Below are 24,094 nucleotides of genomic sequence, written 5' to 3' on the forward strand. Positions count from 1 at the left end.
TATATCAATTTTTCACTTATTTATTTTGCATTACAATTAAAAAATCGATAAATTCATCTTCATTTACAGGTTTACTGTAGTAATAGCCCTGAATTAGATAACATGCATTACGTTGTAACACTGTTAATTGTTCCTTCGTTTCTACCCCTTCTGCTATCACTTTCATGTTTAAAGTATGAGCAAGTGAAATAATGGTTTGTATAATTTCATCTCCATCAGTAGAAGTTCCGATCCTATTAACAAATTCTCTTGGAATTTTCAAAGTATCAATTGGATAAAGAGGCAGATACGCTAATGAAGAATAACCTGTACCAAAATCGTCAATTGATAAATGTACACCATATGATTTTAATGCTTTTAACTTCGATAAGGTTTCCTTTTCATCTACCATTGCTATTCGCTCTGTTAATTCCAAATCAATCGAATTAGCAGGTACTCCTATCTCTTCTATGGTAGATATAATGGTTTGAACAAAATCTTTCTGTTCAAACTCTATAGCTGATAAATTTATCCCCATCTTTAGATTTGAAAAGCCCGCAGAATGCCATTCTTTCAGTTGTTGACACGCTTTCTGTAACGTCCACTTCCCAATTGAAATAATCTGCGCCGTTTCTTCTGCGATAGGTATAAACTCAAAAGGAGAAATCAGTCCAAGCTCTGGATGTTGCCAACGTATTAAAGCCTCTGCACCAATAACCTTACCTGCCTTACTATCAATTTGTGGTTGATACAATAAAAACAACTCATTATTTTCAATTGCGTTTGGTAAATCCTGTTCTAATCGTAATCGACGAGTTACTTTTTGAGATAATGTCTCGTCATACATACAAACAGCATTGTTACCTTTTTCCTTTGCGCTATACATAGCGATATCAGCGTGTTGTAAAAGTGTAGTAGTATTTATTCCTCCAAATGGATACACTGCTATTCCTATACTAAGAGATAAGTAAAAACTATGCTGATTTACTACAAATGGTTCTTCAGTTATACGAAATAGAGTTTTACACAAATCCAATAGCTGTTGCTCTGTTTGGTTATGGACAATGATCGCAAACTCATCACCACCTATTCTTGCTAGAGGAATAGTCGGTGACAGACATGTCCTAAAACGTTTGGCAACTTCTTTTAAAACCTTGTCACCAATCGAATGACCCAATGTATCATTAATAGTCTTAAAGCGATTTAAATCAATATACAGGAGCCCAAACTTATCCTGTGTTTTTTGTGCACGCTTAATAGATCTATCTAATTCTTGTTGGAAGAATATACGATTTCCAATCTCCGTCACCGTATCATGGAATGCAAGGTAATTTATCTCTTCCTGTTGTTGTTTCATCCTTGTTATGTCTTTTACCATTACATAGCTCCCAAAGGTTTGTCCTTCTATCATAATAGGAACTATAGTGACATACCAAAAGAGTATATCTTTCTCATTGTTATTTTTCACACGTAACTGTAGTGAAGATGAACTACATCGTTTCCCTTTCTTTATAGCTGCTTCCAATTCAGATTTATCTTCATCTAAAAAAATAGAGAAGCACTCTTTCCCTATCAATACAGCACTTTCTTTTCCTAATAACATACTTCCAGCCTGGTTTATATTTAATACGATACCGTTTGAATCAATCGTTAAAATAGGATCCGGATGATACTCATATAATGACTTAAATCTCTCTTGATTTTTTACTAAATCATTAGATTTATTTATTAAATCCCTTGTTCTTTGAGATACTGTTTGTTCTAATTGATTATTAAACACTTTTAATGTTTTAGTTAACTCTTTGTTTTGCATTCGTACGATTGTATGACGAATCAGTACAAATACAAAAGCAATACAATTTCCCGTAATTAATGTAGCTGAAGAAGTTTGCTCTTTCAAAGTAAAGCCAATTAAGACTGCAACTGCAAGATAAGGGAATATACCAAGAAGTTTCTCTCCAAATGTCGGATTAATAATAAAATAATTTCTTTTAGAAGACGTATTCTTTGGGATTGTAGCAGCAATAGCGATAAATAATAGTAAAACTCTATACAAACACCTTAAAAATATAACTGAACGCTCTGACAAATCATCCTGTAAGTAGAAATACAAGTAGTCCGTAATAGCCAATCCAGTTAATACTAGGATAAAAATAAACAATTTACTTTTTGCATTGAAAATAGCAGGTCGAAAGATTAGTGTAACTCCAAGTAATAGAAGTAATAAATCTATAATCGGAAAAATAAATGAGAGAAAAACATCTCCAATTGATAAGAATAAGATATTTGCAGATGGTTTATTAAATAGGTACCACTCTAATGTAAAAATAGCAGTAACAACAATGCATAAATCACAAAGTAAATACGCTTTCTCCCACTTGTTACATTCCATCATAATTTTATAAAAGAACGCAAAGAGAAAGAAGAACAAGAAAAACAACAAAAATACATCAGAGATATTAAAATTTTGTATTGGTAATTCTACATTAAGTACTTGAAAAGCAGATATGAAATTCCCTATCAAGAAACACCCTATCGCAATAGTAATACAAACCCAGAATACCCCTAACTTAATTTTTCTGGATAATATAGAATACAGTAATGAGATAAATACAGTAGTTTCAACAACTAAAGATGATAGCCGGATATTAAAATCTGATACAAAATAAAGATTCGGAAAAACAAATAAAAATATAACACAAAAACTTATATAAGCTATTAAAGCCAATAGCAATACATAAAATTGCACATATGCATGTTTACGCAATGGACTCACCTTCTTGAGTTTTTTTATACTTCTATTAAAAAGGCCTTGATAGTGGCACAACTCCTACTAATTAAAATGTGTGCAACCTATTATGTATATTATGACCTTTTTTAAAAGGTTTCTTTCTACATACAACAGTCTTGTTAACTTTTTGTAGATGTTTACAATTTTCAATACTGAGGATTCCAAATAGGATACGTTGAAACATGTAGCTTTTTAAAGTATTTGACCATCGTAAATTTGATTAGTACAACTTATCCATTCTTTAAATACGAGATAGAATCTAATTCTCTATTGGATTATAGTTAACCCTTAATCGTAACCATTATAGTTACAACTTTAATTCATGTCAATTTCTTATTCTCTCCTTTTTAATGGACAAAAAGTATGACATATTTATAAAATAAAAAAGCCTTACTACATTTAATTTTACAGTAGTAAGGCTTTTTAAATCCAACATCCCAATCAATCCTAAAAAAGTAGGTGTAGTGATGCTCACTATTATAATCTAAGTAATGGCCCTCTTTTCAAACAATATTTACTTCTGTCTCTCTACTTCTAATTTGTTACCTTTACTATCTACCATTCTTAAAGAACCTGCTCTCAAGAACTCAACAGTATAATCTACTACCGCATTCATTTGTCTAGCATCTATCTTCTTACCGTCCTTAACAAACTCAGTAGGAATCAAAGTTACTTTATTACTGTCTTTATTGTATAACCATGTTCCTGTCATATGGTTGTCTTCATAAGAAGAGTTACCAGTGTCATCATAAGCCGTGAATGACTTATCTTGTCTAAAGTCTAAACCCTTACGAAACTCAGAACCTTTGTAACTACCCCAAGAACCGATTAACTCGTTACCGTCTGCGGATATTTGTACGTTACCATTATCAGAAGTAGTTGACGACTTAGAGTCGGTCTTCGTATCTACATCGAAACCTAAGGCTTTTGCTTCCTTTTCATTATGGGATTCAATAGGTTCGAATCCTTTATGCCAGTACTTGTTACCCTCATTAATCAAGTCCATTGACTTTTTAGACTTTTCTCTATCTTCGTCTGTTACTTTTCCTTTCCCCTTCAAAATTTCTACTTGAAGTGCATAGGCTTCACTATAACAGTCTACTGCTTTTAAAATCTCTTTATGAGCGTCTTCAAACTCTTTTGGTGGGTCTATCTTCTTAAACTTAGCGATAATCTTTTGCAACTCAGACTCTTCTTTTAGAATTTCTTTCTTTAAGTCAGTTTCTTTTTTAGTTTTATCCATAGCTATCTCAGTTATTACTGTAATTTTCTGCACTAACTCAGAGGATAAACCAGTCATTCGAGTTGGATACTTCTCTTTTGACAGCTTTTCTTTCGTTTCTGATTTAGATTCTACTTTTTCTTTTGGCTTTGCGTCTGTTTTATCGGTACTACAACCTGCCAATAGCATGAACGGTATCGCAAACGTTACTAGTTTCTTTTCTTTCACTATGCCTCATCCCCCTAGAAAAAATTGTATTTAATTAACATATTGTACCATATCATAATTTGTATAAATAAGATAGAAAGTTTACCCATAATTAATTAAAATGTAGACTCTACATAAAAAAGCACTTGAACATTAAATAGCTGTTCGAGTGCCTTATTTCTATCCTATTTTTCATGTGAATTTAAAAAGAGCCTCCAATTAAAGTTATGTCAATTACAATAAGTGAAAAGAAAAATATATATTCAATCATACTTCCTGTTCTTGTATATATCGGAAATCTTATTTTCATTTTCAAAGGATAAAGCAATTGAATCCCACTTGGAGTAAGGGCATCTAACACTAAATGACTTAATACTCCAATAAACATTCCTATATATATTATGGGGTACTGGGGAACTAGGTACTTAAGAAATGCCGTTATACCAAACAAAAAGATTAGACTATGTGTTATTGTTCGGTGACCAAAAGTTTTATTGATCCCCCAAGATAATAAAGGTATTTTTCTTCCTAAAGTAGATCCTTGATGACAAATATCTGGTATTAATGCTCCAATTATTGATGTGGCCGTTAATAAATATGGGTCATCCCCAATTCCCGCATAATTATGTGCAATTAAAGCGAAAGCTGCTCCTGCTGCTACATGAGTTGGGCCTCTCAATTGTATCCTCCTTTCTATTATTCAAGTCTTATCTTAACAGTTGGCGAAAACATAATATCCTTTCACCCAGCGCTCTTTTAACCATCTCAGTTTATATTCCATGCTTGGTGTATAAGCTGCTGCAGAATCCATTAAGTTATACCTATCTAAAATTTCCAAACATCTATTAGGGTTAGTTAAAGTATTTAGAAATTCCAGGTCCTCGCTTTCGAGAGAATTCCATACAATGCCTTTAAAATTAATTGGCAGCAGTTCTAAAATCATATCTCTATCCAAACCCGATGTTTCCAGGAAATTTTGAAGATGAGAGAGGGATAAGTAACTCCAATTGGTACTTTGGTATTCTTCCCCTAAAAAAGTAAAACGTTCTAAACCATTACAATTTAATTCATAACTTTTTATTGCTTCTATTCCCCATTTCATCTTTTTCCCCCACAATTAATATTCTCAGAATTGACTACTAAGTATGTTCACAAATTTCTACCAGTTACTTTTAAATAACATAATGGACTTCTCTATTCCTTCTTTTCACATAATGAATATATAGACAACATGAACAAACCATATTTATTATCATTGTAGAAAAACTAAAAAACACATTAATTCCTAAAACATCACAGAATAATAAAGCAACCATGCTTAAAACATAAAAAAATAATAATCTATCAAAAATAGACAAATGTCATTTCTCCCTTTTCTTAAGATTAGTATTATGCAAATGTTGCTGTTTATAATTTCTCCTTACTCTTCCCCAAAACAGAATTCCTAGATTAAACATTATTGCTATAACTATCATGAGAATCGCATACAAAACTAGATTCACTTTTCTACAGATCCCCCCTTTAATAATAAAAATAACTCTTTATCTAACAGGTTACTATCGGTAACATGTCCTTCCCTTTAAATATATACAAATAATTCTACGAAACTAAGTGACAGTAAAAAATAAAAACCTATTCTCAATTCTAAAAAAGAACCAGGCGTAAATTTCAAAACTAGGTCATATTTAATCCCCCTGCTCTTCATTCTGCTAAGGTTAATAATCTTTATATGAAAATGCTCTAATTTTATTTATAGATGTTACAGTCTAAAAAACCCGAAAACAATACTATTTTCCAAAGAAGTCAATAGAAAATTGTTGAGAAATATTTTTTTAGATACCTAAATATTAACAATTTTGATACAATAATGAGAAATCGCACAATATATAATAGGAGGGTTTTATATGGGAGCAGCAACAGTAACATTAAGTGAAATTACAGAGCTTTTAAGTAACTGGCATGACTCTATTCGCGAACTTGATCATGAACAATCAACTAATTTATTTGGAGAAATAAAAAATAAGATTGATAAAATTGAAGAAAACCAAAACGTGCTTTTATACTACTCTTTATTAGAGTTTAGACATAATATGCTTAACAAGGATTATGAAGGCTCTAAAAAATCGCTTGAAAAAATTGAAGATTTTAATAAACCAAGTGAAGAACTTTTGAATTACTACTATAACTTCTTTAAAGCAATTCATAATACAGAAATTGGAGAATATAAAAAGGCTGGTGAATATTTCGATAAAGCCAAACAGTTAATCGCAAATATCCCTGATGAGATTGAGAAAGCTGAATTCTATTATAAAGCAGCAGCATTTTACTATCAGGTAAGGCACCCTTTAGAAGCAGTTAAATATGCAAACCGCGCTTTAAAATTCTACGAACCTGAAACAGGATATGATCTTAATATAGCAGCTTGTAATAATATCCTTGGATTAACATGTACATCACTTAAACAATATGAATATGCGGAAGAATATTTTATTAAGGCTTTAGATATCGTTACAAAAAAACACAATACCATGTTAGGTCTTAAAATTAGACATAATTTAGGTTTTCTATATGCTGAACAGGATCTTTCAGAAGCAGCTATACGAAACTTAACAACAGCTATCGATACTCCAGAAAAGAGTTATAAAGCTATTTTCCTTATTGCTAGAGAAAATTACAAACTTGGAAATACAGAAGAGTCATTAAAATTTATTGAAACTGGGTTAGAAGCATGTAATCGTATCAATAACACGGAATATAAACACCACTTCTCAATATTAAGCGCACTAAACTCAAAAGAATCTACAGAAAAGTCCGAAAATACAATCTCAGAAGGAATTCAGTACTTTGAACAAGAAGGTTTATTAGGGTTCGTTCATGACTATTCGAAACAATTGGCTTTAAAATTCTACTCATCTAACCAGCAAGATAAAGCAAACCAATATTTCTTTAAGTCACACGAAGCCGAAGAAAAACTACGTAAAAAGGAGGCACTAAAATAATGAAGAAAGTAATTCAAGTTTTAGGTATCACTCTAGGATTAGTAGCCGTTTTTGGTTTTACTTCAAACAACACAATACAAAATGCTGAACACGGGGAAACATTTGCACCAAAAGTACAAGATAGCTCTATCCATTACGTAATGAGAGAACACGGAGAAACATTTTAATACTTATTAAGGGCCATACCTCATACATGGCTCTTTTTTTATTATATTAAATTTGATTTATATGCCTGTTAAGATCATATATTCAACTGAATCCATTAAACTTTTACTAGCAGCTAATCTCCCGCCTAACTTCTTTACTTCGCCCAATTTTATGCTAGGCGTTTCACTAATCACAAATCGCGGGATTAACTATTATTTAGAAAGGGTGTAATTTCTTCTATGTTAACTACACTTCCGATCATTATGACTACCAATGGCCAGAAATTAAAATGTTCATTTACTAGCATTACAGAACGATGTGATTTTGACCATATCTCCTTCGACATGGAATTCCGCGACATTGTGAATAATTCCAGGGTTGGAACTGCTTCATGTCGTATTCATAAAGAGCATTCTGAAAAAAAAATTGAAATTACTATTACAAGTTTAGATGCAACCCCTATAGGAAATGGCGTTGGTACTGCTATGGTATACTCCATATACAGATGGACATATTTGAGCTATCCTGGTTATGAACTCCGCTTTAATGGAATGATTAGTACGGCCTTCGATGAAAAGTATCTAATAGGTTTTTATACTAAAGTTGGATTTATCGTAAAAAACGGTTTCTTTAATCTAAAAATAGAGCAAAATGATTTTCAAAAGTTCTGTATAAATACTGAAAGTAAAATATCTGAGCTATGTTTCACATTTCTAAGTAAACAAAATGAAAGCTATAACAATGAAATAGATAATTATCTAAGTATCCTGTCACATATTGAAAAGAAATATAATTCAATGTCATTTATTTCATTTATTAAACAACGTTATTTTAGACGTAAACAGTCCTATAACGAAAATACTCTCATGTAGATGTAAAAAAGAGTTTGGTCAAGTTATTACAAGTGACCTTTATATTAAAACAAGAATAGAGAGCAAGTTTTGAAAAAAACAAAATCAAAACTTCCCCTCTATTCTTATGTTATCTTATTTCCTTTTCTACGCCGTGATTGTATAGCTGAATGATATCCTCTGTAAAATTCTGAACGATTGTTGCAAGTTCTTCTAATTTCTCCTGCGTTACCCCATTAATATACCAAACAAAATTACTATTGGATTCTGAATCAGTTGGTATGGAACCAATGGTTATTTTATATTCTGTAGTTTCTGTTACCGTGTCTTCATATGATTTCTTTACCTCATACTGATACTTTTCAAGACGAATAAACATATCTCGCCAGAATAAATCAGCAATTTCCATTTGATGATACCAGCCTTTACGGAAATAATCAGGAATACTTCTTGTATGTTCTAACAAATAGCCTTCTGTCTTTGTTGGGTGATGGATTATCGCATGAATCGCGTCCGTAATATAATGCGCTGTTGGATGATTACGAACCAAGATACGACGCGTTTCCTGACGCACTTGTAGAAGAACATCGTAATAAAAATACATCATGTCACGAGTCGTAGTAGCAAGCTCCCCTTTTTGAAATGGAACCATAGTACCGTTGTGAAATGTTAGTGATACATCACCAAGATTCCATGTATATGTTTGCAAATTATAATCCCCTTTCGTTTCTTTTTTATATCTAGTATAATCTCCCCACTTTAAAAAAGGATTTATTCAATAAAGAGAAGCCATCCTAATAACTACTTTACCCATTTGCAATACTCCTAGTTTGATACTTATTTCGTTTCTTCTTCGTATTGTTTAGCCATTTTATAAATTGTCTGTTTATATCCTATCATAGCAGTACTCATTTTTAATCGCCCATCAAGAAAATCCATATCTTTTGGGTTTATTCTTTTAAGTTGTATGTTTATACCTTCTCGATACTTTTCCATATACTTAATTATATCTTTATGTAGTTCCTTAAACTCTTTATCAGGCTTTAGGTCTGCAATTTCTATAGCTATGCTCTCTAAGTCATAAAGTGCTTCTCTGTACTCTTCTTTATGTAATACCAAATCATCAGATTCGGAAAGGTAGTTTAGTATATCTTCAGAATCACTTAAAGCATCACCTAAAGCATCCAATTCTTCACCATAACTAGCGTTATTAGCATCTAGTTCTTCCATGACTTCTTTACCCTTGTTAGATTTAGAATAGTCTTTTCCTGCTTCACAACCTGCCCCTAATAGCATGATAGGAAGCACTAAACATATTAGCTTCTTTGATTCCATAATGTATACTCCTTTTTAAAAGCATTTTAATTAACATATGAAACCATAACATAAATTAAATAAGTAAAATATATAAATTGATGATTATTAAGAGGTATTTTGATTGTTTTGTAGTATTGCAATAAAGCACGATTAAAAAATTATCTTTAATCCTTATTTAACAACAAAAATAAGAACTTTTTTATTTTTTAAACATCTTTATTATCCCTATACAAAAATATTAATATCTTGATATAACCCAATCGAATTATACATATATTGGATAACTTATGTTAAAATACCCTTGAACACTATAAAAATACTAATTATTCAAACATCGAAAAGGGGCATATAAATGGCATGATAAATCAAGCTGAATGGTTGTGGCAACGGATTATCGAAAGAGGTTCAAATTCTGAAAGTAACTTTAAAGAATCGTTAAATCTTCAGCCAGGTGCAAGTGATGAAGATTTCCAACTTATTGAGGATACACTAGGGCTTACACTCCCTGAAGAAATGAAGAACTTTTACAGAGTGTATAACGGACAAATTTGGGAACCAGGGGTGAATCCATTTGTAAGAAATTTGACCCTGTCTCCCATTTCTGAAATTATATCAAATTGGGAATTTTTACAGGAAGAATTCGATCCGGATGATGATTTAGAGCCAGATATTGAAAAAGAGCTTAAACCAGCTCTTTGGAATTCTAAGTGGATTCCAATTGCAGAAAATGGTGGCGGAGATTACCTTTGCATTGATACAGATCCATCTGAAGTTGGGTTAACAGGACAGGTTTTATACTATTACCATGACTGGGGAAAGCGTGCTATCGAGGCAAAGAATATTTTTGCATTCATCGAAATTTGTTTAAAAGAAGAGAATTATGAATAAATGTACCTAAAGTAATGTGTACTTTAGGTACATAAGAAAGGACATTACATATTTAATATGTAATGTCCTTTAATTTATCTAAGCCAATTCATTTTAGGTCTTGATTATGAGAAATTCACACAATCTTTTAAGATACCATTCTGTCCTAGTATACAATCCATTTTTACAGATAGTACTTACTGCAAATGAAACCCTTAGGATATTAAACTTATTTTACTAAAAATTTTTCTAATTCTTCAGCTAAATTTTTAGCTCCAGTAGGACTTAAAGTAATTTTACCATCTGCTAAAGTTATATTTTTTGCAGATACCTCTCCAGTAATTTGGCAAGCATTATAAGGCGAATATCTTTTTAAAATTATATTTTCATTATCAACATAAATTTCTAATGGTGATTTAATCCCTATGCCTAGCGTATCTCTGAGTTCTTTTGGTATTACAACCCTGCCTAACTCATCAACTTTTCGTACGATTCCAGTTGCTTTCATAATATTATTCCCCCTAATAAATTATCAACCAGTTATATTTTAACATCTTTCCATTATGGTTTGGATTGATCCAATTGTTGTTTCATTTTCTTTTCATTTTCAGTTATAAGATTTATTAACTCCTTTTCCCTATCATTATAATAACTAGTTAGTGTATCAAAACGAAGCTTAATAAGTTTTTCAAGACTGAGCTTTTTATGGTTATCAATTATTTCTTTCTCACTTAAGTAAGAAATATTATTCTTTAAGTTATAATGCTCTTTATTAATTACATCATTAATCTCCATATGCGCCCTTTTAATATTCATAAATAAATCTGCCCACTGCGTATTCAGACTGAAGTATTGATCAATCTTCCAATTTTCCCATTCTTTATATAGTTTTTCATACTCCTTATTAAGAGTTTGGTGTAATTCATCAGCGCTACTTACTGTCGCGTAATTCCCTTTTCCTGCTTCTGCAGTATTCTTTAATTGCTGTTGTTCGCTATTTTTCACATCAAATCCAATGATATTTACAACTGCATGAGTACTAGATTGGTTGAGATTTTTGGCAGCATTAACTGGGTCTCCTCCACAAGTCTCTTCTCCATCACTCACAATATATACTACGTTTAGGTTTTCTTCTCCGGTATACTCTTTAAAATCATCATTTATAGACTCTATAGCGGATGCTAACGGCGTCCAACCCTTTGGATCAAATTTAGATAAAGCAGCATTGAATTGCTCCTTATTATAAGGCTGTAATGGATACATTACCTCGGAAGATCCACAGGATAAACTTTTATCATTTTCATTATTACTTCCTTTATGTCCATATACCCTTACATTACATTGGCATTGTCCGGAATCTTATCAAGATAGTTGTAAATAGCTTTCTTAGCTGCTTCCATTTTAACTTCACCATTAACTTTACCAGCCATACTCCCGCTTGCATCAAGTAAGATCTCCACATTCAGGGATTTAGCTTTTGGTTTTATAGAATGTACATTGTCATTATTTTGTTCTTTAATCGCTAATTCAGGAATTATTCCCTCCAGTTTACTTACAGCTTCTTTATAACTTTGCGCCTGTAAATTTAGTAATTGTACATATATTTGTTCTGCACTTAAATCTTTTGGTAATTTCATCAATTCCTGATTAAGTTCATTCATTTCTTCTGATGATAGTGCTCTTTCCTTTGCGTATTTACCTGGTCCTTCTTGAATCATTAACGGGGCATTAGTAGCAAATAACGACTCATATGTCTTGGTATCCTCTTTTTTAATTTCTTTCTTGCTGATTTCCTTTTCAACTACTTCACTTTTTGGTTCATTAGATTTAGAAGGCATAGTATCTGATTTTGAACACGCAGTAATAAATACACAGAATCCCAGTGTTATTCCAATTACATTAAATAATGCTTTCCCCACTTTAAAACCTCATTTCTTCCGTCAATGAAAACAGATTCAATGTTTTACTTTTGATTAAAAATTGAAATTTGAATGGTTCTTTCCTTCTTTTCCACCTTTTCTTTAATTTCAGGCTTTTTAAACTCTAACTTATTAGCTGCTATGTTATATGACAACACAGCATCGAAAAGGTCCTCCCCTTTCTTAAATCCTTTAATCGTGTTTGTTTTTCCATCTTTCAATAATTTTTTCACTTGTGCACTAGATATTTTCTTTCCTAATATCTTCTCCTTAATTTGAAAATCACAACCTGTCGTACTATATCCTGTGCAGCCATAAAAACCTTTTTTTAGAACTACTTGACTACCGCACTTTAAACACGAACCTAGTAACTTCTTCTCCTCCTCTTTCCTTTTAGCCTCTTCAATTTTTTTAATTGAAGAATCTAAATTCCATGATTTAGAGATTTGTTCAATATCATTTAATAGCTTCACTACTAATTTTTCAGCCTTACCTATAAATTGCTTATAATCAATTCGACCATCTGAGATTGCCTCTAAAACATTTTCCCATTTTGCCGTTAATTCAGGTGAACACACAATCATCTTGTCACCAAGTGCATCCATTAACATCCGGCCCTTCTCTAATAAAAGTACCTTATTATTCTTATTAACTAAATATCCACGATCATATAATGTATGGATAATACCATCACGCGTAGCAACAGTACCTATTCCACTTGTTTTTTTAAGGATTTTTTGCATTTCTTTTTCTTCCATTAATTCTTCGGTACATGATTTAGATAAGACATTTTGTGTATTACAATCTGCATGATTCCGCTGTTAACAAGCGCAATACAATGGTACTTCAGGATCCACCTGTTCTAAATAGCAATCTCCTTTGCCTAAAGAACACTTTTCCCAGTGTCCACATGCCCCAAATCCTTTCTTAGAATAGCCTAGAGCCGTGTATGAAGCGTCTGATTTCATATGTGGGTTTCTTTCCATTATCCTTTTTAACTGTTCTATCCACATAGATTTCCCCCCTTACAAAGCAACCATATATACATTTTTTTGCAACTTAATGAACATTTCTTGCAGAACAAGATTTAACGAAACATTCGCTTGTCTTCTTATATAACCTTTTTCTAAAAGCTCTATTGCATCAGCAATTCCTTTTACACCTAGTTTTTCAGCATGTATCTCTAAAATATTGATTTGACTTTGAAAAGATATAAAATCCTTCTTTTTCGTTAAAGCATAAAGTACATCCTTAAACCATATGTTTATAAATTTAAATAGAATTGGCTCTTTTTCTTTTGAATCTATTAATTTTAATAACTTTATTATTTCTATATAGACTGCAGGTTCCATCAAATTCTTCATCAAGCAGGCTACTTGCGAATGTAGATCTATAAACCACTGCTCTTTTGCTAGTGACATAGCCTTATCTATATTATTTGTCATACGAGTTAAAAGCTTTACTATATCCTGAGAAAGATTTGCTGCAGATAATTCTTCTTCGTATTCTCCCATAGGTGTATCTAGAAAGTTTAAAATTTGGCATCTAGATTGAATCGTACCAATAACCTTTTGTATATTTTCTGTAACAAGAATGGCCGTTGTATTTCCATCTGGTTCTTCTAAAAATTTTAATAAACTATTTGCAGCACTAGTTGTTAGCATTTCAACTCGATCAATAAGATAAATCTTTCTTGAGAGTTCAGTAGATGTGTATGAGATCTCCTTGTGTAATTGATGAATTTGCTCCTTCTTAATACTCCCACCCTCTTCTGGTGAAATAATAACTACGTCAGGATGAATGTTGTTATTTATGCGATTACAATTTCGGCAATCATTACATGGTATTCTCCCTGAATTTTCTAAGCAAAATAGGCTTTTAATAAATAATAAAGCTGTCTCTTTTTTTAAAGTACCTGCTTCCCCATTAAATAGATACGCATGATTAACCTTATTATTTACTAATCCATTTTTCAGTATTGTCCCTACGATATGTTGCTTTTGCATTACTTCATTCCAAGATATAATTATTGTCATCATTACCACTCCTTAATTTTTATTAACACAAAAAGACCTTTCGAAGAAATAAGTGCTATTGTAAGAGGCTTACAATAATTCTTATAACCCGAAAGGTCTTGTGTATTTGTTTAAGCAAAATAAAAAATTATCGCCTAAATAATAACAAAAATTCAGACGATTTTCAAGTGTAGTTAGTCTATTTGGAGATGTTTGAATTTTTCATTCCACTAACTAATACGAAGTGTAAGTAGGTAAATAAATCTACAAGGCTATATTAATGATCAATATACCTTCGTATTTTATAGCACCAAACTCACACTTTCAACCTTAAATAGTACACCTTAATTTATTTTTTAGGTTCTTAATTTAAACCTAATATTTTTAAAAGCTTATCAAATTCTCTTTGAGCATCTTCTAAACGCTGAGAATCATCTATCCATAAATTAAATAATTCTTTCATCAATTGCTCGTAACCAATTCCTAAATGACTATGTAGATTCTCAAACCAGTCGTGATGATCTTCCCCTTCCACTATAGAAAAGGCAATATGTACTTCCTCTTCAGATTTTTTTAACGATTCCGCTAATTGCGGTATGAAATCATATGCAATTTGTTTAAACATCTCTTCTGGAGAACTTTCTCCAGGAAGAAACATATAAGGCCAGTTAAATAATTTCTTTTTAACTCTTTTACCTGAAAAACCATTGAATATATCCCTTTGATCTCCATCTAACAATGCTAAAATTTTAAAACGTGTAAGTTGAGGAAATGTTTCAATTAACGTCTCAATTTTTGAAACACCACCAGGGACATCAATTACTAAGTATTCATGTATTAAATGTGGTGCAAATCTATTAATCCACACCCTCACAAATTCCCTAGCTGCTCTATCTTCCACTAATAATATACCAACTGTTTTAGGTTGAATTCCTAATGAAGGTAGATACTGCATTTGAGAAGTTGGAGTAGTAATTTTAACTTTCTCTCGTGTTTTCGAAACGAATCTAACATGCTTTGGTGGTATTCTACTCAAGATTGAAGGAGAATGAGTTGTAAGAATAATCCACATTCTTTTTTCCTCACTATACTTAGCTAAAACATTAAGTAATTGTATCTGAGCTTTTACAGACAAATAAGTCTCTGGCTCTTCAAGTAAAAGTATAGAATTTCTTTCTAACCTTTTTAATTGCCACATTATATAATGTACAGATAGTTCACCCAATCCCATCGCTTCAGATCCATAAGAAATGTCATCAGACAGGCTAACTTTAAAGTACGGTACTCGATAACCTAATTCTTCCATATCATAACTTAACGTTGATAAATAGGTCTTTCCTACTATACTAGAAAGTAACCTTAATTCTGCCTTTTCACTTTCTAAGGGATCTATAGTATCTAGTGTGCGTTGTATTTCGGAAATATTTGTATAAAATTCTTGTTGCTGAGGGCTATGAATTGATGAATCAATCCATACACATGGAAATTCAATACCATCCTCTTGTACATTTAAAGATTCGCCATCAACTTGAAGCTTTCTTTCAACATTTTTACCCCTATGATTTATGTCACCACTAATTTGTGATCCTTGTAATCTTCCCAGATGGAATTTAGAATTTTGCACCTCATCAGGATTAAGCAGACCATATAATGCTGCTAATATGGTAGTTTTCCCCACTCCGTTTGCTCCGCAAATTGCTGTAATTCCTCCATTAAATTCTAAACTATTATTTTCAAGCCCTATGATATCTTTAAACTCCAACTTATTTAAACTTGTACCATATCTTTGTTTATATACCGCTCTCCAATGATCTCCCGTTGCAGCTGTTCTCACTCAATTACACCCCAATTTATTTCCATAATAAAATCATCTACAGCAGAATAAACATCTTCCTGATAATAAACTGCCTCAAATTCAATCCATTTAATAAAGCCTTCAATTAAATGGATATTTTTTATATGCATATAATTATTAATAGAACCGTTGTTCCTTAAAAACGAGTAGAAAAAGAACCAAATAATAATATCTCTAGTTAAAATTGATTTCGTACCAGATGCATTAAGACTATTTTTTTGTTTAAACAATTTTAGTAAGTTAATATCCAGGTTAGTAAGTATATTATTTTCTTCTTTCTTTTTTAAAAACAAACGAAGTTCCTCAAATTCATAGATAAAATCAGAAATGGCTTCCAATTCATCGAGATTTATATTACTTTCTAAAGAGGCCAAAAAGCATAACCAACTAAGTAACGAAGCTTTAGTTAGTTTAATTTTCCTGGAAGGGTAATTCTCAATAATTCCCCCCATAATTCCCCCCATAATTCTTATTATATTTACCATCTTTTTATATGTTTTATCTTTGAATACTAAATCAGAACGATATCTTTCATTTAGTATATTTGCATTCAAATTAACATTAAAAGTTCCTTCTTCTATATAGATACACATTCTAATGACTATATCATCATAAGTCATTTTCACATTGGAAAATCCAATAGTATTCTCATTTAGTCCATAAATATCAAAAGCTTCTACCAACTCTTTAACCTGTTTCCTTACAGGTCCATACAAATTATCACGCTTCTCTGCAGGTGACATCCTTGAAGAGTTGTGCAATCGATTAAATAATTCAGATGGTTCATCAGATTTAAATCCATCAATTATTATAATACCAATGTGGTAATTCAAAATCCTCATCTGCTGCCAATGAGGAAGTTCTTCAAATGTTAATCCATCAAACTCCATTACTTCTTCACTATGTGGACTTATATTCCCATCAATTCTAAGTTTATCTGAAAGAAAATCCAAAATAACATTTAATCTCTGAAAGCCATCAAGAACCTCTAATGAGTACTCTCTATATGACTTAATTAAAATAATAGGTGGGATGTACCATCCCCTTAAAATAGTATCAATTAATTGCGCCTTTTTTGAATAATTCCATACTTCTCCTCTTCGATATTCCGGATGCACAATCCACATTTCATCTTTAATACGTTCTTTAATTTCACTTAAATTATAAGTCATTGATTGAGTTTGCAAATAAATTTCCCCTCAACTATTATTAGTCAAAAATATACGTACTCTTTAATTCATTACATATTATAACATTAAATGCATCTATATATTTCATGTTACATAACCAAATTTAATACTTAATTTCTAAAACAGTTTTCTTCCTCGAACCTTCATTAAATTTACTCATTAGCATATCTTTTTAACGCGCTTTCAAAAGCTGTAATACCTTTACTATTTACAAAACGGATAGGGGTGTTATAACGAGCTGCGGCGGGAATAATTAATTCATGATATATATGACTCAATAATTCTGTTAGATAAAAGACTACATCAGCTTTTTTAACTGCACTATCTATCTTACGATGCTGATCTTCTGCTACAAATATAATTTCTGCATTGCATTTTTCAACGCACTCTCTATAGTATCTTTCTTTATTTCCACCAATTACAGCCACTTTCTTGCCTGCCAAATCATTCTTATGCACATCTCCTTCCGGCTCTTCTTCTTTCTGCAATTGGATGATTTCTTGAGCCATTTGTTCAATCGTTTTATTTAAATACTCTATTTCTATTTTATGTTGTTCTGACTTGATTTCCTCCTCAGTTGCCAACTCAGTCATCAATTCATTTACTGACCTCTCTGTTTGTTTAACAACTCTTGATGCCTTAGCATCTGATGAGATTTTTTGTTTTTTCAAATATTCATTTTCCATTTTGTATTTATTTAACATTTTTTCTTGTTTATTAAGCTTTTTTTCATACTCGTTTAACTTACTTTGAAGTTTATTCCACTCCTCTTTAAATGAAATCTCTTCAGCCTTTTCTTGACTAGGATATCTCTCCTGATGAAATATTGCTAATTCTGCAAGAATGTTAATGTATCTGAATGAAGCAGCTTCTAAGTACAAATCATGCATATCATCTGTTCCTTGAGTTTTTATATAAGCAGTGATAAAAATTGTGAAATGCATTCCGTACTTCTCAATTACTTCTTGTACATCTTTAATTTTCTTCTGTTGATTATCTGTTTGATCATATGCTGCTTGTAATTGAGCTATCTCAATTTCACCAGCGACTTTTAAATTCTTTTGAAGTCTTTCTTTCATTTGTGGTTTACTATATTCTTTTAACAAGCGATCGATTTTCCCTCTTTTACCCTGTTTCTTTTCCTTCGCTGTTAAGAAAATTTTACAGTCATTGAAAAAACGTGTAACTATTTTCTTGTGTTTCGGTGAATCACTTTCTATTAAAGAAATAATAATGTACAAATCAACAACATCAGATAATGATTCCGTAGATTCTAGCCAATACTGAGAAACAGCCTCTTTCACTTTTGTAAATAATTCATCAGATATTTTATCTTGACCTATAGAATCTCCTTCCTCAAAACACTCACTGTAATGTTTAAATAAATCTATTGATTCTTTTCCGTCGTTTTTTGTAATCGAAACTAATTCACCCATTTTTAATCCCCTCCACAATAGAATTTTCTGATAACTCCTCTAAATAGTAATATGTGGAATTATGAGTGTCAAATCGATTCATTAAGTTTTTAATCTTCCTTTTTACCAAACCAAGAGTTATAATATTCTTATATTTTTTTACTTTTTGTTTTTTCTTCTTTAAATTAAAAGCAGCCCTTTGGGTTGAGTTAACACATGAAAATGTGAACAGTAACTCTACTCATTTGGCTGCTTTTTTGCATTTAAAAGAATTGCCATTTAATAAAATTTGTTATTTATGGGAGGAATATTAATGAGTCATTATGTTGCACTATACCGTGCGTATAGACCAAATAGCTTTAATGATTTAGTGGGGCAAGATCATATTAAAACGACCATCATGAATGCGATTAAACTAGAAAAAGTAGCTCATGCCTACCTACTCTCTGGACCACGAGGTACTGGTAAAACAACTGTGGCCAAAATAATTGGAAAAGGTGTTAACTGCTTAGCTCCATTAAGTAATGGTGAGCCTTGTCAAAAGTGCGCCAACTGGAGTGATATTAATAATAATAAATTCGCGGACATTCTAGAATTTGATGCTGCAAGCAATAATGGAGTAGAAGAAATACGGCAGATACGAGATCAGGTACATTTAGCACCGGTTACAGGGAAATATAAAGTGTATATTATCGATGAAGTGCATATGCTTTCAAATTCAGCATTTAATGCTCTATTAAAGACATTAGAAGAGCCACCAGCACACGTTATTTTCATACTGGCTACAACAGATCCACAAAAAGTTCCTAAAACTATCATTTCTAGATGCCAACAATTCGAATTTCGAAATATACCTCTTCAAGCAATGATTGACAGGTTAAAATTCATTTCCCATGATCAAGGGATTCATATTACAGACGAAGCATTACATTTAATATCCCAATTAGCTGAAGGCGGTTTAAGAAATGCTCTTAGCATAATGGACCAAGTAATCGCATACGCAACAAATAATGTAACAATTGAGCATGTTGCAACAGTCGTTGGTAAGGTAGCAATTCAGGATATTGAAAAACTAATACATTATATGACTGAGAAAGATTTAACCAGCACTTTGGATTCCTTGCAAACTATCCTAGAGAGAAAACAAGCGGATTTCTTTTTAAGCGATTTAATTGGTTACTACAGAGACCTCATGATATTCAATCTATCTCAAAAAACTGACATGTTTAAAGTGGCCATTTATAATAATGCTTTTATAAATCTTGCTGAGCGAATACCATTATCAAAGATTCCAAGTATTCTTGAAGAGCTTACAACGGTACAGTATAAAATAAAAAGCTCTGTAAATGCAGCGACACTAATTGAAATTGCATTAGTTAAGATACTTCAGCTGGAGCAGGAAATATCAACGATCCAACCGAATATCAAAAATAATGAAAATGTAGATTCCAGTGAGCTTAATCAAACATTGTTACAAAGTTTACTTGATACCATTGCAGCATTCAATCAGCGTTTAGACGAATTAGAAAAACAAAAAGAAGAACCAACTGCTAATCAAAGACGCAGAAATATTCAAATTTATCGCGACACTAAAGCTAAGGAAACTGCAAAAGATATTGTTTTACCAGAAATCACTTGGGAAACAAGCAAATTATTAGAAACATTCCTACCCAACTGTATCGCTCATATAAAGAAAGATAATCCTTTAATCGCAAATAGTTTAGGAGAAATAGTTCATGCCACTGGATCAAAGCACCATATTATATTCGTAATGGAAAATCCCCAACAAGTTGAGACTTTATATAATCCATTAAATGATTCCATAGTTACTAAAACCATTTCCCAATTACTTAGACGTCAAATTAAAATGATTTACTTAGAAAAAAGTGAGTGGGAAGAGATAAATACTAATAAGGAAGTGTAAAAATGAATCGTATCAAAGTACCATTCGGAAGAAAAAAGAAACCTAAACTCCCAGTTGAAGATATTTCCGCCTTATCTTCTATGGAATTTGATCATCTATTGCATGTACTTAACGAACATGCAAATAGATATACGTATTATAATCGCTCTTATGAAATTAGAAAGTTTCAACAATTAATTGCATTTCATCTAGCAGATAAATTAACAAAGCAGCAAACATTTTCTAACATCGAATTAGGTATCCTAAACGTTATACTTGAAAACAGGCTCCTACCATTTGAGGAAAGTAATAAATTAGGTGATTTTGTATTATTAAAGGAAATTGATAAGCAAAACAATTCGAATGAATTTATTACCCAATTAATAGAAAAAGACTTTCAATTAGTTGAGAACATTGCATATGTACGGATAAATAAAAATATAGACTGTAATTAAATTATTCATAAAACATAACCCCGCTTAGATAAAATATAAGCGGGGTTAAAAAATTTCGAACATTTTCCATTGAAACTATTTTGATTTTGCCTCATGAAAATTTCTCCATTTGATATTTCAGTCAAATATACTATCGAGGAAGCTATTTCCTACAAAGCTATAAGATGCCGATTTTTCATCCCATTTTAATTCAACTTCTAATATTTCTTCTTTATTCAGTACTGTATTTTTAGAATCACGGTATTCAATCCATTTTATTTTTTGGGGAACATCCGGAATAAATAGTGCTGTAAAATAAGCTCTTCTCAATATTGTTGCCAATTGAGCATAACGATCTCCTACTGATCGACTACCATTACCATACATCACAAATCTTGCGCTTATATCTCTTGCTATGTCTTTATCATTAAGAACATACACTTCTACAGGAAATCGTTGTATTTCCCGTACCTTATCTTCATTTGATTCCGTGGACATAAATAGCCCTGTAACATAAGGTAATTCAAACTTATATACTCCTGAATGTATTTGTTGATATTTTGGTACTTCTTTAGTTCTATTAAACATTAGTAATCCCCCTTAGTAGTTAAATAAAACTAGATTTAATTTTTTGTTGCCATCACTGTATTCTCCCTTAAATGCAATTCAATTTTGGCTACCGATCACTCTTTATCCTATAGATGCTGTTCTTTAACTTAGGCTTCTTGTGTAACCGTACTTTAGTACCATTAATGTCCAAGTCAATTTTTTCTTCCTCTAAAGCCTCCATTTTCTCTTTATGTTCTTTTTCAATTTTATCTCTTTCTTCTTTTTTCTTAGTCGCTTTAGGACCAATTACGAACAGAATTAAGAATATACTCACCATGACAACAAAAGTAGTCACTAGTACCTCTCCCCCTTTGCCAAAACTCCGTACAACAAAATTCTTTTTAATGTCTAAGACTTAATTCAGAAAATTAGAGGAGAACAAGTGCTAGTATAATTACATCGAAAAACAATAGAAATTACCTGCACTATTCCCTCCTTCCCCTAGATAAACATAGATTATAAATGGCGCAACAAGGCGGGTACTATCAATGTCATTACAAATATAAAAATTGAACTATATCTCAAACTCGAACTCCATTTCCCATATTTCGGATGTTCAAATTTCTTATAAAGCATACCTAGTGCTAGGGATATTAAAAACATTAATACAGCTGTCCCTAAAATTATAGAAGTGATTAAACCCACCATATTACTCATAAAAGTTTGAAAGTCAAAAGAACGTGTTGTCAGCATTAACACCGGTAAAATCCTTATTAGTAGTATGAGAATGAAGGACCCTACTCCAAAATATATAGATCTTTTTTTCCACTTTATATGTTTAAACCATAAAGAAGCTCCAAAAACTAGTAATGATATTAAGATTACTACAGAAAGAATAAGGAAAATAACATCAAAGAATGCAGGCACACTCGCATGGACTGCACCATCTATTTTATCTCCCCCATCTTTTATTACATCACTGCCGCCATTAAACAAAGAACCAAACCAGTCTACAATCCAATCAGTCATCCAGGAAATATCGAATGGTAACTCTTCACTATTTGTTTGTGCAGGAGCAGCTGAGTTAAATACCTCCAAATTATCCTCCCCCTTTATTGATAATAAGCCCTTTACTTTAAGTATATAAATTTCTTCTACCAAAACTAAGAAAGTAGGAGATGATACAGGGAATATTTATACTTAAAATGATAAAAAACAAATTAGCTTTAAAGTGGGGTATATAGATATGAAGGTGGAGGTTTTGCTTATAAATATAACTTGATTCAAATCATACTAAAAAAGTGTTTGTATTAAAGGAGAATCCTTTATACTTTGAAAAAAGATTGTTTGAAAATAGAATCAATCTTGTGTACTAATGCACATTTTTTATAAAAAGCTTGATGAGAATTCAACATAAACAGTTCATCTTTACTTAATACGGTATAACTTCATGTCAAATCCCCCAAAAAAGCTAAGACAAAAATACAATAAGCTGCCCAAGACGACTATAGCCATCAAGTTTAAAAAATGAGTCCGATGCCTTTTGGCATCGGACTCATTTTTTTACAATAGGGAGTTGAGGAATGCGGTTTTGGACATACTCAAATAAAACTCTCTAGATTTCGTATTTTTTATATGGCTTTGTAAAGTCTTTTCGTACATTTTTGAATGATACTAAGGATATCGTACGGTGTACGACACTTATACTCACTAACCTCTTTTTGTTTTTTTCCATATAAGTCTTCTCATTCGATATGTAATGCTAACTACCAAACACAAACCAATTAATTGCCCATATAAATGACATTGAAATCGTTCCAGTTTCACAGGTTTCACTTCATGAATTTTAAAAATAGGCTTCCATGTTTTAAATATAATTTCAATTTGTCACCGTAAAGAATAAAGTTCATACACTTCATTGTGCGGAAGGTGTTTACTAGATACGTTCGTAATAAGAAGGTTGATACGACTTGCATATTTCGGCATCTTCTTTTTCGCTCTCTTGTGATGTTCCAAACGTTTCGCCCACTCAGTTTGTGTTAGACGATATATGACAAGGCGTGTTTTATGTTTTTGGTGAAGTCCTATATAGATTTCTGGTAATTCTAATATTTGTCCTTCAGATAGATCTTTCGTCAATTTTTCTAAATCGAGAAGAGTCCATTTTCCTCCTTTCTCTTTTTGATAGACTTGTGTATTCCAGCGAATACGTGACACATAAAATGCTTTTCGATCCGCAATTTTTTCTAAATCATAAATAGAAAAATAACCAAGATCACGAAGAGAAAGTTCCCCTGGCTCTAATGTTTGCGTACGTTCCTGTCCATAACGGCAATCGCTACTCGTTCCATCTCTTACAGCTGTTTCTAAACATTCTCAAAATAACGTATATAGTACTATATACGTTATTTTCCTATTGAATACCCTTTTACAA

Annotated in this window: 24 protein-coding genes and 1 pseudogene; 6 read left to right on the forward strand and 19 right to left on the reverse strand. The window is 31.8% G+C overall.

Annotated elements, in window-relative coordinates; translation table 11 throughout:
- Positions 1 to 16: 16 nt before the first annotated feature.
- The 4 genes from ACTFP3_RS24920 to ACTFP3_RS24935 all read right to left on the reverse strand — a co-directional run bounded on the left by ACTFP3_RS24920 (position 17) and on the right by ACTFP3_RS24935 (position 5,301).
- The gene (locus tag ACTFP3_RS24920; protein WP_440011507.1) at positions 17 to 2,746 is read right to left on the reverse strand and encodes an EAL domain-containing protein; all 2,730 of its coding nucleotides are present in this window, start codon (positions 2,744 to 2,746) and stop codon (positions 17 to 19) included.
- A gap of 538 nt (positions 2,747 to 3,284) precedes the next feature.
- Positions 3,285 to 4,220 carry a DUF7018 domain-containing (lipo)protein gene (locus ACTFP3_RS24925; protein ID WP_440011508.1) on the reverse strand — a complete coding sequence of 312 codons (936 nt, stop codon included), beginning with the start codon at positions 4,218 to 4,220 and terminating at the stop codon, positions 3,285 to 3,287.
- Between the two features lie 181 nt (positions 4,221 to 4,401).
- Positions 4,402 to 4,878, reverse strand: coding sequence for a metal-dependent hydrolase (locus ACTFP3_RS24930; RefSeq protein ID WP_440011510.1), 477 nt, complete (start codon positions 4,876 to 4,878; stop codon positions 4,402 to 4,404).
- A 33-nt stretch (positions 4,879 to 4,911) separates the two neighbouring features.
- Positions 4,912 to 5,301, reverse strand: a complete 390-nt coding sequence (locus tag ACTFP3_RS24935) for a hypothetical protein (RefSeq protein WP_074651321.1) — start codon at positions 5,299 to 5,301, stop codon at positions 4,912 to 4,914.
- 802 nt (positions 5,302 to 6,103) lie between these two features.
- On the opposite strand from ACTFP3_RS24935, the gene ACTFP3_RS24940 reads away from it, so the two are divergent.
- From ACTFP3_RS24940 to ACTFP3_RS24950, 3 genes are all read left to right on the forward strand, one after another.
- On the forward strand, positions 6,104 to 7,198 hold the full coding sequence (locus tag ACTFP3_RS24940) for a tetratricopeptide repeat protein (RefSeq protein WP_440011512.1): 1,095 nt from the start codon (positions 6,104 to 6,106) through the stop codon (positions 7,196 to 7,198).
- The gene (locus ACTFP3_RS24945) at positions 7,198 to 7,365 is read left to right on the forward strand and encodes a hypothetical protein (protein ID WP_000755964.1); all 168 of its coding nucleotides are present in this window, start codon (positions 7,198 to 7,200) and stop codon (positions 7,363 to 7,365) included. Before ACTFP3_RS24940 ends, ACTFP3_RS24945 begins: the two co-directional genes overlap by 1 nt.
- Before the next feature lie 219 nt (positions 7,366 to 7,584).
- On the forward strand, positions 7,585 to 8,217 hold the full coding sequence (locus ACTFP3_RS24950; protein ID WP_440011514.1) for a GNAT family N-acetyltransferase: 633 nt from the start codon (positions 7,585 to 7,587) through the stop codon (positions 8,215 to 8,217).
- 109 nt (positions 8,218 to 8,326) lie between these two features.
- On the opposite strand, the gene ACTFP3_RS24955 is transcribed toward ACTFP3_RS24950, so the two are convergent.
- Positions 8,327 to 8,905 (reverse strand): hypothetical protein, encoded by a 579-nt coding sequence (locus ACTFP3_RS24955; RefSeq protein WP_440011516.1) that lies wholly within the window; start codon positions 8,903 to 8,905, stop codon positions 8,327 to 8,329.
- 128 nt (positions 8,906 to 9,033) lie between these two features.
- Positions 9,034 to 9,531: a hypothetical protein gene (locus ACTFP3_RS24960; protein ID WP_440011518.1), complete on the reverse strand. Its 498-nt coding sequence runs from the start codon at positions 9,529 to 9,531 to the stop codon at positions 9,034 to 9,036.
- A 339-nt stretch (positions 9,532 to 9,870) separates the two neighbouring features.
- On the opposite strand from ACTFP3_RS24960, the gene ACTFP3_RS24965 reads away from it, so the two are divergent.
- Entirely contained in the window at positions 9,871 to 10,401 is a 531-nt protein-coding gene (locus tag ACTFP3_RS24965) for an SMI1/KNR4 family protein (RefSeq protein ID WP_277493257.1), read from the forward strand.
- Positions 10,402 to 10,609: 208 nt separating this feature from the next.
- Here ACTFP3_RS24965 and ACTFP3_RS24970 read toward each other — a convergent pair whose 3' ends face one another.
- The 9 genes from ACTFP3_RS24970 to ACTFP3_RS25010 form a co-directional block, all read right to left on the reverse strand.
- Positions 10,610 to 10,888 (reverse strand): AbrB/MazE/SpoVT family DNA-binding domain-containing protein, encoded by a 279-nt coding sequence (locus ACTFP3_RS24970; RefSeq protein WP_440011520.1) that lies wholly within the window; start codon positions 10,886 to 10,888, stop codon positions 10,610 to 10,612.
- 53 nt (positions 10,889 to 10,941) lie between these two features.
- Positions 10,942 to 11,643, reverse strand: coding sequence for a vWA domain-containing protein (locus tag ACTFP3_RS24975; protein ID WP_440011522.1), 702 nt, complete (start codon positions 11,641 to 11,643; stop codon positions 10,942 to 10,944).
- 68 nt (positions 11,644 to 11,711) lie between these two features.
- Positions 11,712 to 12,299 (reverse strand): hypothetical protein, encoded by a 588-nt coding sequence (locus ACTFP3_RS24980; protein ID WP_440011524.1) that lies wholly within the window; start codon positions 12,297 to 12,299, stop codon positions 11,712 to 11,714.
- A gap of 44 nt (positions 12,300 to 12,343) precedes the next feature.
- Complete coding sequence (locus ACTFP3_RS24985; protein WP_440011525.1) at positions 12,344 to 13,057, reverse strand: DNA topoisomerase; 714 nt, start codon at positions 13,055 to 13,057, stop codon at positions 12,344 to 12,346.
- Positions 13,058 to 13,120: 63 nt separating this feature from the next.
- Positions 13,121 to 13,312 (reverse strand): hypothetical protein, encoded by a 192-nt coding sequence (locus ACTFP3_RS24990; protein ID WP_440011527.1) that lies wholly within the window; start codon positions 13,310 to 13,312, stop codon positions 13,121 to 13,123.
- 12 nt (positions 13,313 to 13,324) lie between these two features.
- Positions 13,325 to 14,335, reverse strand: coding sequence for a DNA polymerase III subunit delta' (locus ACTFP3_RS24995; protein WP_440011528.1), 1,011 nt, complete (start codon positions 14,333 to 14,335; stop codon positions 13,325 to 13,327).
- Between the two features lie 343 nt (positions 14,336 to 14,678).
- The gene (locus ACTFP3_RS25000) at positions 14,679 to 16,148 is read right to left on the reverse strand and encodes an ATP-dependent nuclease (protein ID WP_440011530.1); all 1,470 of its coding nucleotides are present in this window, start codon (positions 16,146 to 16,148) and stop codon (positions 14,679 to 14,681) included.
- On the reverse strand, positions 16,145 to 17,356 hold the full coding sequence (locus tag ACTFP3_RS25005) for a DUF262 domain-containing protein (RefSeq protein ID WP_440011532.1): 1,212 nt from the start codon (positions 17,354 to 17,356) through the stop codon (positions 16,145 to 16,147). Before ACTFP3_RS25005 ends, ACTFP3_RS25000 begins: the two co-directional genes overlap by 4 nt.
- A 155-nt stretch (positions 17,357 to 17,511) precedes the next feature.
- Positions 17,512 to 18,795 (reverse strand): DUF2325 domain-containing protein, encoded by a 1,284-nt coding sequence (locus ACTFP3_RS25010; RefSeq protein WP_440011534.1) that lies wholly within the window; start codon positions 18,793 to 18,795, stop codon positions 17,512 to 17,514.
- A gap of 292 nt (positions 18,796 to 19,087) precedes the next feature.
- Here ACTFP3_RS25010 and dnaX point away from each other — a divergent pair, with 292 nt between their 5' ends.
- Entirely contained in the window at positions 19,088 to 20,698 is a 1,611-nt protein-coding gene (dnaX, locus tag ACTFP3_RS25015) for a DNA polymerase III subunit gamma/tau (protein ID WP_440011537.1), read from the forward strand.
- Positions 20,699 to 20,700: 2 nt separating this feature from the next.
- Positions 20,701 to 21,132 (forward strand): hypothetical protein, encoded by a 432-nt coding sequence (locus ACTFP3_RS25020; protein ID WP_326036580.1) that lies wholly within the window; start codon positions 20,701 to 20,703, stop codon positions 21,130 to 21,132.
- 117 nt (positions 21,133 to 21,249) lie between these two features.
- Here ACTFP3_RS25020 and ACTFP3_RS25025 read toward each other — a convergent pair whose 3' ends face one another.
- From ACTFP3_RS25025 to ACTFP3_RS25040, 4 genes and pseudogenes are all read right to left on the reverse strand, one after another.
- Positions 21,250 to 21,699, reverse strand: coding sequence for a hypothetical protein (locus ACTFP3_RS25025; RefSeq protein WP_440011539.1), 450 nt, complete (start codon positions 21,697 to 21,699; stop codon positions 21,250 to 21,252).
- 88 nt (positions 21,700 to 21,787) lie between these two features.
- Positions 21,788 to 22,015, reverse strand: coding sequence for a hypothetical protein (locus ACTFP3_RS25030; protein WP_064472587.1), 228 nt, complete (start codon positions 22,013 to 22,015; stop codon positions 21,788 to 21,790).
- 161 nt (positions 22,016 to 22,176) lie between these two features.
- Positions 22,177 to 22,776, reverse strand: coding sequence for a hypothetical protein (locus ACTFP3_RS25035; RefSeq protein WP_326036609.1), 600 nt, complete (start codon positions 22,774 to 22,776; stop codon positions 22,177 to 22,179).
- Positions 22,777 to 23,547: 771 nt separating this feature from the next.
- Positions 23,548 to 23,961 (reverse strand): annotated as a pseudogene (locus ACTFP3_RS25040) (transposase); the annotation flags it as partial.
- Positions 23,962 to 24,094: the final 133 nt, after the last annotated feature.

Source organism: Bacillus cereus group sp. MYBK5-2, from assembly GCF_051915685.1.
In the GTDB taxonomy this organism is placed as follows: domain Bacteria; phylum Bacillota; class Bacilli; order Bacillales; family Bacillaceae_G; genus Bacillus_A; species Bacillus_A cereus.

Excerpts from the sequence above, each read along its gene's own strand:
- ACTFP3_RS24985 (WP_440011525.1), bottom strand. The coding sequence starts at position 13,057 with ATGGAAGAAAAAGAAATGCAAAAAATCCTTAAAAAAACAAGTGGAATA.
- ACTFP3_RS25025 (WP_440011539.1), bottom strand. The coding sequence starts at position 21,699 with ATGTTTAATAGAACTAAAGAAGTACCAAAATATCAACAAATACATTCA.
- ACTFP3_RS24995 (WP_440011528.1), bottom strand. The coding sequence starts at position 14,335 with ATGACAATAATTATATCTTGGAATGAAGTAATGCAAAAGCAACATATC.
- ACTFP3_RS25010 (WP_440011534.1), bottom strand. The coding sequence starts at position 18,795 with ATGGGTGAATTAGTTTCGATTACAAAAAACGACGGAAAAGAATCAATA.
- ACTFP3_RS24940 (WP_440011512.1), top strand. The coding sequence starts at position 6,104 with ATGGGAGCAGCAACAGTAACATTAAGTGAAATTACAGAGCTTTTAAGT.
- ACTFP3_RS24960 (WP_440011518.1), bottom strand. The coding sequence starts at position 9,531 with ATGGAATCAAAGAAGCTAATATGTTTAGTGCTTCCTATCATGCTATTA.
- ACTFP3_RS24950 (WP_440011514.1), top strand. The coding sequence starts at position 7,585 with ATGTTAACTACACTTCCGATCATTATGACTACCAATGGCCAGAAATTA.
- ACTFP3_RS24935 (WP_074651321.1), bottom strand. The coding sequence starts at position 5,301 with ATGAAATGGGGAATAGAAGCAATAAAAAGTTATGAATTAAATTGTAAT.
- ACTFP3_RS24945 (WP_000755964.1), top strand. The coding sequence starts at position 7,198 with ATGAAGAAAGTAATTCAAGTTTTAGGTATCACTCTAGGATTAGTAGCC.
- dnaX (WP_440011537.1), top strand. The coding sequence starts at position 19,088 with ATGAGTCATTATGTTGCACTATACCGTGCGTATAGACCAAATAGCTTT.
- ACTFP3_RS24975 (WP_440011522.1), bottom strand. The coding sequence starts at position 11,643 with ATGTATCCATTACAGCCTTATAATAAGGAGCAATTCAATGCTGCTTTA.
- ACTFP3_RS25020 (WP_326036580.1), top strand. The coding sequence starts at position 20,701 with ATGAATCGTATCAAAGTACCATTCGGAAGAAAAAAGAAACCTAAACTC.
- ACTFP3_RS24965 (WP_277493257.1), top strand. The coding sequence starts at position 9,871 with ATGATAAATCAAGCTGAATGGTTGTGGCAACGGATTATCGAAAGAGGT.
- ACTFP3_RS24990 (WP_440011527.1), bottom strand. The coding sequence starts at position 13,312 with ATGTGGATAGAACAGTTAAAAAGGATAATGGAAAGAAACCCACATATG.
- ACTFP3_RS24970 (WP_440011520.1), bottom strand. The coding sequence starts at position 10,888 with ATGAAAGCAACTGGAATCGTACGAAAAGTTGATGAGTTAGGCAGGGTT.